Origin of the sequence: Flectobacillus sp., assembly GCF_049240685.1 — a bacterium.
GTDB lineage: Bacteria > Bacteroidota > Bacteroidia > Cytophagales > Spirosomataceae > Flectobacillus.
In genome coordinates this window covers 1-5725 of sequence record NZ_JBMLSD010000466.1, presented here as the reverse complement: position 1 = coordinate 5725, position 5725 = coordinate 1, and the positions used below count along the sequence as shown (strand labels likewise).

4 protein-coding genes are annotated in these 5725 nt (G+C 37.3%); 3 read left to right on the top strand and 1 reads right to left on the bottom strand.

Annotation, left to right across the window (positions count from 1 at the left end; genetic code table 11):
• On the bottom strand, positions 1-287 hold a 287-nt coding region (locus ACOVQ4_RS21580), incomplete at its 3' end, for an RNA ligase family protein (RefSeq protein ID WP_421822665.1).
• Between the two features lie 522 nt (positions 288-809).
• Here ACOVQ4_RS21580 and ACOVQ4_RS21575 point away from each other — a divergent pair.
• From ACOVQ4_RS21575 to ACOVQ4_RS21565, 3 genes are all read left to right on the top strand, one after another.
• Complete coding sequence (locus ACOVQ4_RS21575; RefSeq protein WP_421822664.1) at positions 810-3074, top strand: SLBB domain-containing protein; 2265 nt, start codon at positions 810-812, stop codon at positions 3072-3074.
• Between the two features lie 347 nt (positions 3075-3421).
• Entirely contained in the window at positions 3422-4501 is a 1080-nt protein-coding gene (locus tag ACOVQ4_RS21570) for a Wzz/FepE/Etk N-terminal domain-containing protein (protein ID WP_421822663.1), read from the top strand.
• A 289-nt stretch (positions 4502-4790) separates the two neighbouring features.
• On the top strand, positions 4791-5725 hold a 935-nt coding region (locus ACOVQ4_RS21565; protein WP_421822662.1), incomplete at its 3' end, for a glycosyltransferase.

Here is a 5725-nt window from a genome sequence, read left to right as displayed (position 1 = left end):
TAAAGATTTTCTCCAAAAATCTCTAAATCTCCTAAATCATGTTTTAAGGATGACCATCGCAAACGCAATTGAGCTGTCCAAGGCGATTGAGTTGGAGTAGCATGAGACCGTGCAAATACGCCATAACGAGAAATACAGTTGTTCTCACCATCGAGTTTTTCGGTATGGATAACTTGAGTAATTTGTAATAAATCTTCCCAGTAGTGCTTATTAATTCGGTCATCAGAACTAGTACCGGGAGAAAAGGGATAATGATAAGTACGGTTGTACTTTCGTGAGATAGTCATGATATAAAAACTTTACATAAAACATAACACCAATAGCCTCTGCTCAATAAAGCAGAGAAAACATTGAATGTGTTTTATTAAAGCATTACATGACCTTAAAATTTATAGAAATGAATAGTTTGTAAATCAATTATTTAAAGCTTGTGCAAAAGTAATATCTTTTTAAAAAAATCTCTATATTTCTTTGTGACTATTCTATACGCCAATGGTATAAAGTAGTATAAATATTTTCCTTTGACAAGACTCTTCAAAGGTATCTTTCTTATTTAACTTTGATTATTCAACAAATTTTGGGAAATCTAGGATAAAATAAAGCCCGATTTTTTATGAATTCCGAGGGATATTTTTACATTTGTAAGGATAGAACTATCTATTAACCTCATATCCGTTATTTTGTAGTAAATGCGAACTTTACAAGTTTTTCTACCAATAGCTACGGCTTTTTGGCGAGGTTATTTTTCCATCAGTCGCCAAGGTTTGTTGCTTTGTACACCTATAATTCTTCTCTGCTTTTCAATTTCTATGAATGGTTTTTGTCAAAAAAAATCTGTAGAAAATGTCTCAGATGAACAAATTCAGCTCTTTATCCAAAAAGCGCAAACAACCGGCTTGTCTATTAGTCAAATCGAAAAAGTAGCGCAACAACAAGGATACAGCCCTGCCGAAATAGCTAGGATTAAAGAAAGAGTCGAAAAAGTTAGAACCGAACAAAATAAGGTTTTGACCAACGTTACTCCTCCCGAAAATACTTCCAGAACTCAATTAGGGCAGCTTTCAGAACCACAGTCATCCTATATTGCTTCTGCGGTTTTTGGCAAATCTCTTTTTACAAAAGAAGGATTAAGTTTTGAGCCTAATCTACGTATTGCCACGCCTCAGAATTATCAATTGGGTCCCGACGACGAGCTTATTGTGGATATTTACGGTGCTGCGCTAGATAATTTTCATGTAAAAGTCAGTCCAGAAGGAACAATCAAAATACTGAATCTAAGCCCGATTTATGTTAACGGACTTAGTGTAGAAAGTGCCTCACAGCGTATCATTTCTCGTTTGCGACAATTATACCAAGGGCTCAATGTGGCAGGCAGTGGCGTGTCGGCACAAGTGACCTTGGGTAATGTTCGAAGTATCAAAGTAACGCTTACAGGCGAGGTTAGCCGACCAGGCACTTATACCGTTTCGTCATTGGCCACGATATTCAATGCCTTGTATGTGGCGGGTGGCCCATCAGAAAACGGTTCTTTCAGAAATATCCGTCTGATTCGTAACAACAAGGTATATCGTATCTTAGATTTATATGACTTCTTGCTTCGTGCCGACCAAAAAGACAATGTTCGTTTGCAAGATCAAGATATTATCCGAATAGGAGATTATACCACTCGCGTTGAGCTACAAGGAGAAGTAAAGCGTCCGATGATTTTTGAAATAGAAAAAACAGAAACGCTTCAAGATGTTTTGCGCTTTGCAGGCGGCTTTACCGACAAGGCTTATACCTATTCGATTCAGTTAAAGCGCAATACGGCAAAAGAATTAAAACTCATCAATGTTGCTCAAGAAGAAGTAGCCAGTTTTATTCCTAAAAGTGGTGATAAATATACTATTGGTACCATTTTAGAGCGTTTCGAAAATCGTGTAAAAATTGTAGGCGCGGTATTTCGTCCAGGAGAATATGCGATTGAAAAAGGGAGTTCGACGGTAAAAGAGTTGATTCAAATGGCCGAAGGACTCAAACCAGAGGCATTTACGAATCGAGCCAGTTTGCGTCGTTTGAAAAGTAATGACCAATACGAGTTAGTCAATATTGATTTGGGTAAAATCTTAAATGGACAAAATCCAGACATTTCTTTGAAGCGAGAAGACTTTCTGACGGTTTATTCTACGCATGATTTACAAGAAAAACGGGTGGTGAAAATCGAGGGAGAAGTCAATCAAGCAGGAACTTATGAATATATCGATGGTATGACCTTGGGCGATTTGATTCTGCAAGCCAAGGGATTTACCGAAGGGGCCAGTGCCTCGAAAGTAGAATTGTCGAGAAGGGTCAAAACAGAGCAATATTCCGCAAACAACGACCAAAGTGTAGAGATTTTATTTTTTGATTTAGATAAAAACCTGAGTCTTGAGTCCAAAGAAGCCTCTATGTTACTGATGCCTTTTGATAAAGTGTATATTCGAACCGCACCGAGCTACGAAGCCCAAAAATCAGTTTATATTGATGGCGAAATTGCCTATCCAGGTTCTTATACGATTAAAGACAAAATGCAACGAATTAGCGATTTGGTTCAGTTGGCAGGCGGACTCAAAAAAGGGGCTTATCCACAAGGGGCAGTTTTTCAGCGAGATTCGTCGGTCGTGGCAATTGATTTATCTTTAATTTTGGCAAATCCACAGCAATCTGAAAACTTGTTGCTGTTGGCAGGGGATAAAATTACGATTCCACGGTTGGTCGAAACAGTCAAATTAACTGGTGGTTTGCTCAATCCTGTGGCAGTGGCGTATCGTGAAGGGCAAAGTTTACAGATGTATTTGTCACAAGCAGGTGGGCTTAGCCCTTTGGCACAACGAAACCGTATTTACGTAAAATACGCCAATGGGATGTCTGACAAAACCAATCATTTTTTGTTTTTTAGAAAATATCCTAAAGTATTACCAGGCTCCGAAATAGTAGTGCCCGAGCAAGACAAAGAAACACAATCCAAACTCAGTTTAGGCGAGCGCATCGCTATCATGAGCGGGATTAGTTCGTTGGTTTATGTAATCATAAGTATTACCAATGCAATTAAGTAGTAAGTTAGTGGGCAAAATAAAATTTAATTTTTGTGCCTAAGGCTTTCAGATATCGGCTTTCAGCGGTGGGCTTTGGAAAAAAGTATATCTGTGGTTATTAAAAACATTTTAATACTCTTTGCCTAGTGCCTACACACATAACTTTAACCTTATTCTGCACGATTACGTATGTAATTGCACAAAATTAGATTTAAGTTTTGTAACAATAGCTATGTTTTTGCCGAATACCCAAAGCTGAAAGCCGATACCTGAAAGCTTTAGGCAAAACGTAGTAGGCTAAATGTTTGTATTATTTCATTCAAAAACACTTCTATATTTTTAGCTTATGGCTTATTGCCAAAAGCTTAATGCATAGAATTCTTTCTTTTCTGGATTTGAACACGAATAAAAACCATATAACTATATCAATCAAAGACCTCGTTGTGGGTTTGGTTCAGGGTAAGCGTTTTATCTTGCTCATGAGTCTTGCATTCGGAATATTGGGTGCTTTATACACAATTTCATTGCCAAACCTTTACACCTCTGAGGTCAAAATTTTACCAGAAATAGACACCAAGAATATCGAGAGTCTTGATAAATTTAAGTCTTTGGCAGGATTGGCAGGTATTGATTTGGATAATTTGAATAGCACCGAAGCCATCCGCCCCGATTTGTATCCTCCTATTTTGCAAAGCACGCCCTTTTTGTTGAGTACGCTCAAAACACCAGTTTTAGTAGCAAAAACGCAAGAAAAGACTTCGTTGTTTGCGTATCTAAATGGACTTCGTAAACAAAAATTATCTTATCGGATTTTTGGAGAAAGCAACTCCGAAACCATGGGTATTGCACCTTCACAAGCGCCCGAAAGTGCGCTACTCTTGAATAAGCAAGAAGTAGCCATTTTGAAAGATTTAAAAGAAAATATTATTGCTTCTTTGGATAAAAAATCAGGTGTAATAAGTATCAGTGCCAAAATGCCAGATCCTTTGGTGGCAACGATTGTGGTAAAATATGCCCAAGATTATTTGAATCAATATGTAAAAAAATACCGCCTTCAAAAAACGCAAAAAGAGGTGGATTTTTTAGAAAAAAGAGTTGAAGAAGCCCAGCAACGATACCAACTTGCCTTGCAACGTTATTCATCTTACCAAGATAGTCATAGAGGATTATTTTTGAATACGGCCAAACAGCAAGAACAAAAACTCCAGCAGGAAGCTGAATTAGCCTTTTCTTTATTTTCAGAATTAAGTAAAAAACTAGAAGAATCAAGGGTAAAAGTTCAACACGATACTCCCGTTTTTCAGGTACTCGAGCCAGCACAAGTACCCATCAAAAAAAGTGAGCCCAAACGTACCGTTATGGTACTGGCCTTCGTGATTTTAGGAGGAATGATGGCCTGCCTAATATTGATTGTTAAACATTTCAGCGTATCAACCTTCTTTGCTTAGCTATTTTTTATTTGACTTTTTCAAAATAAAATCCTAATATTATCTAGGCAAAAGAAATTCTTGATTTTTGTATATCTGTTAATAGAATGTACTCATAACCAGAAGGATACTTCCAATGTAGATGATGATTCTAGTACTATTTTCAAAAAAAAATGCTGAATACTTATGGCTGATTCCCGAAAGCTAAACACTTTTTTATTTTAGATAACACACCTACCTATAACTATCTTATCAGACCTACTCTGCTGCGAAAACTCCATTACAAGTTATTTGAAAATTGGAGAAGCGCATGGATACTCTACCAAACGATTTACCCCTTGTATCTATCATTTGTACTTGTTATAATCAAGCTACGTTTGTTGAACAAACGCTGAGCTCTGTTATGTCACAAGATTACCCCCATCTCGAAGTTTTTGTATCTGACAACGGAAGTACCGACGATAGTGTCGAGCGGATTAAGAATTTTTGTCTAATGAATAGACCTTGTTTTCAAGTATTCTATCATCCTGAAAACCTAGGAATATGTAAAGCTTTTAATCGAGCACTCGCAAAAGCTACAGGGAAGTATATAATAGATCTTTCGGCTGATGATGTTTTGCTGCCAAAATGTATAAGTCAACAAGTACAGTTTTTCGAAAAACAACCTGAGAACGTCGGCGTAATATATTCGAATATCGAATGGATTAATGAACAAGGAAAGGCTAAAGGTAAAGCCTTTGGCAATTTGCCTCCACCAAGCGGAAATGTTTGGCTAGAGCTTTTGGCTAAATCATTTATTCCTGCCCCTGCGATGATGATAAGAAGGAGTTTACTTTTGGAAATGGGCGGATACAACGAACAGTTGGCTTATGAAGATTTGGACTTTTGGTTGAGGTCATCCCGAATATGCCATTATGCCTATTTGTCTCAAGTGCTTTTACAGGTAAGAAGATTACCTAATTCTGCCTCGTATGGTTTTAATGATGCAGCAAAAGGCCTGTTGGAGTCGGCCTACAGAGTTTGTTTTGTAACACAGCTTAAGCTCTACGAAAATCAAGAATATAAGGCATTGGATAAACGACTGTTAAACTATTGTTTAAAAGCTTATGTATCTGAGCAAGTTGAGACTGCGCTACGCTTTACCCATTTAGTATCTAGTCCAATCTTACGAAAAATAATTATATACGGTATTAAACGAAAAATAGGACTTCGTAGCTTAAGGTATCTATATCAGCTATTCAAATA

Coding starts and splice junctions, on each gene's coding strand:
- ACOVQ4_RS21575 (WP_421822664.1), top strand. CDS start 810: ATGAATGGTTTTTGTCAAAAAAAATCTGTAGAAAATGTCTCAGATGAA.
- ACOVQ4_RS21570 (WP_421822663.1), top strand. CDS start 3,422: ATGCATAGAATTCTTTCTTTTCTGGATTTGAACACGAATAAAAACCAT.